This window comes from Streptomyces sp. NPDC017890 (assembly GCF_044328675.1).
Lineage (GTDB): Bacteria > Actinomycetota > Actinomycetes > Streptomycetales > Streptomycetaceae > Streptomyces.
This window is the reverse complement of record NZ_JBIRHU010000085.1, coordinates 1-1,847: the sequence shown is the minus strand read 5'-3', so window position 1 is coordinate 1,847 and position 1,847 is coordinate 1. Positions and strand designations below refer to the sequence as shown.

The following is a 1,847-nucleotide window of genomic DNA, read 5'->3' as shown; positions in this document are numbered from 1 at the left end:
TGTCGGGCACGCTGTTGGGTATCTGAGGGTACGGTCGTAATGGCCTGCTTTCAGTGCCGGCCCCAGTGCACTCGGGATGTTGTCCCGGGGTGATGGGTGGTTGGTCGTTGTTTGAGAACTGCACAGTGGACGCGAGCATCTGTGGCCAAGTTTTTAAGGGCGCACGGTGGATGCCTTGGCACCAGGAACCGATGAAGGACGTGGGAGGCCACGATAGTCCCCGGGGAGTCGTCAACCAGGCTTTGATCCGGGGGTTTCCGAATGGGGAAACCCGGCAGTCGTCATGGGCTGTCACCCGCTGCTGAACACATAGGCAGTGTGGAGGGAACGCGGGGAAGTGAAACATCTCAGTACCCGCAGGAAGAGAAAACAACCGTGATTCCGGGAGTAGTGGCGAGCGAAACCGGATGAGGCTAAACCGTATACGTGTGAGACCCGGCAGGGGTTGCGTGTGCGGGGTTGTGGGATCTCTCTTCCACGGTCTGCCGGCCGTGGGACGAGTCAGAAACCGTTGATGTAGGCGAAGGACATGCGAAAGGTCCGGCGTAGAGGGTAAGACCCCCGTAGTCGAAACATCAGCGGCTCGTTTGAGAGACACCCAAGTAGCACGGGGCCCGAGAAATCCCGTGTGAATCTGGCGGGACCACCCGCTAAGCCTAAATATTCCCTGGTGACCGATAGCGGATAGTACCGTGAGGGAATGGTGAAAAGTACCGCGGGAGCGGAGTGAAATAGTACCTGAAACCGTGTGCCTACAAGCCGTGGGAGCGTCGGACATCAAGCTTGCTTGGTGTCTCGTGACTGCGTGCCTTTTGAAGAATGAGCCTGCGAGTTTGCGGTGTGTTGCGAGGTTAACCCGAGTGGGGAAGCCGTAGCGAAAGCGAGTCCGAACAGGGCGGTTCAGTAGCACGCTCAAGACCCGAAGCGGAGTGATCTAGCCATGGGCAGGTTGAAGCGGAGGTAAGACTTCGTGGAGGACCGAACCCACCAGGGTTGAAAACCTGGGGGATGACCTGTGGTTAGGGGTGAAAGGCCAATCAAACTCCGTGATAGCTGGTTCTCCCCGAAATGCATTTAGGTGCAGCGTCGCGTGTTTCTTGCCGGAGGTAGAGCACTGGATAGGCGATGGGCCCTACCGGGTTACTGACCTTAGCCAAACTCCGAATGCCGGTAAGTGAGAGCGCGGCAGTGAGACTGTGGGGGATAAGCTCCATGGTCGAGAGGGAAACAGCCCAGAGCATCGACTAAGGCCCCTAAGCGTACGCTAAGTGGGAAAGGATGTGGAGTCGCACAGACAACCAGGAGGTTGGCTTAGAAGCAGCCACCCTTGAAAGAGTGCGTAATAGCTCACTGGTCTAGTGATTCCGCGCCGACAATGTAGCGGGGCTCAAGCGTACCGCCGAAGTCGTGTCATTGCAGCATGTACGGCCAACGCCGGCTGTGATGGGTAGGGGAGCGTCGTGTGCCGGGTGAAGCAGCCGCGGAAGCGAGTTGTGGACGGTTCACGAGTGAGAATGCAGGCATGAGTAGCGATACAAACGTGAGAAACGTTTGCGCCGATTGACTAAGGGTTCCTGGGTCAAGCTGATCTGCCCAGGGTAAGTCGGGACCTAAGGCGAGGCCGACAGGCGTAGTCGATGGATAACCGGTTGATATTCCGGTACCCGCTGTGAAGCGTCAAACATCGAGCATCGTGATGCTAAGGCCGTGAAGCCGTTCCGGACCCTTCGGGGAAAGGAAAGTGGTGGAGCCGCCGAACCAAGCGGTTAGTAGGTGAGTGATGGGGTGACGCAGGAAGGTAGTCCATCCCGGGCGATGGTTGTCCCGGGGTAAGGGTGTAGGCCGTG

Annotated in this window: 1 rRNA gene; it reads left to right on the top strand. The window is 58.0% G+C overall.

Annotation, left to right across the window (positions count from 1 at the left end):
* Positions 1–143 precede the first annotated feature (143 nt).
* Positions 144–1,847 (top strand): 23S ribosomal RNA (locus ACH4F2_RS35320); the annotation flags it as partial.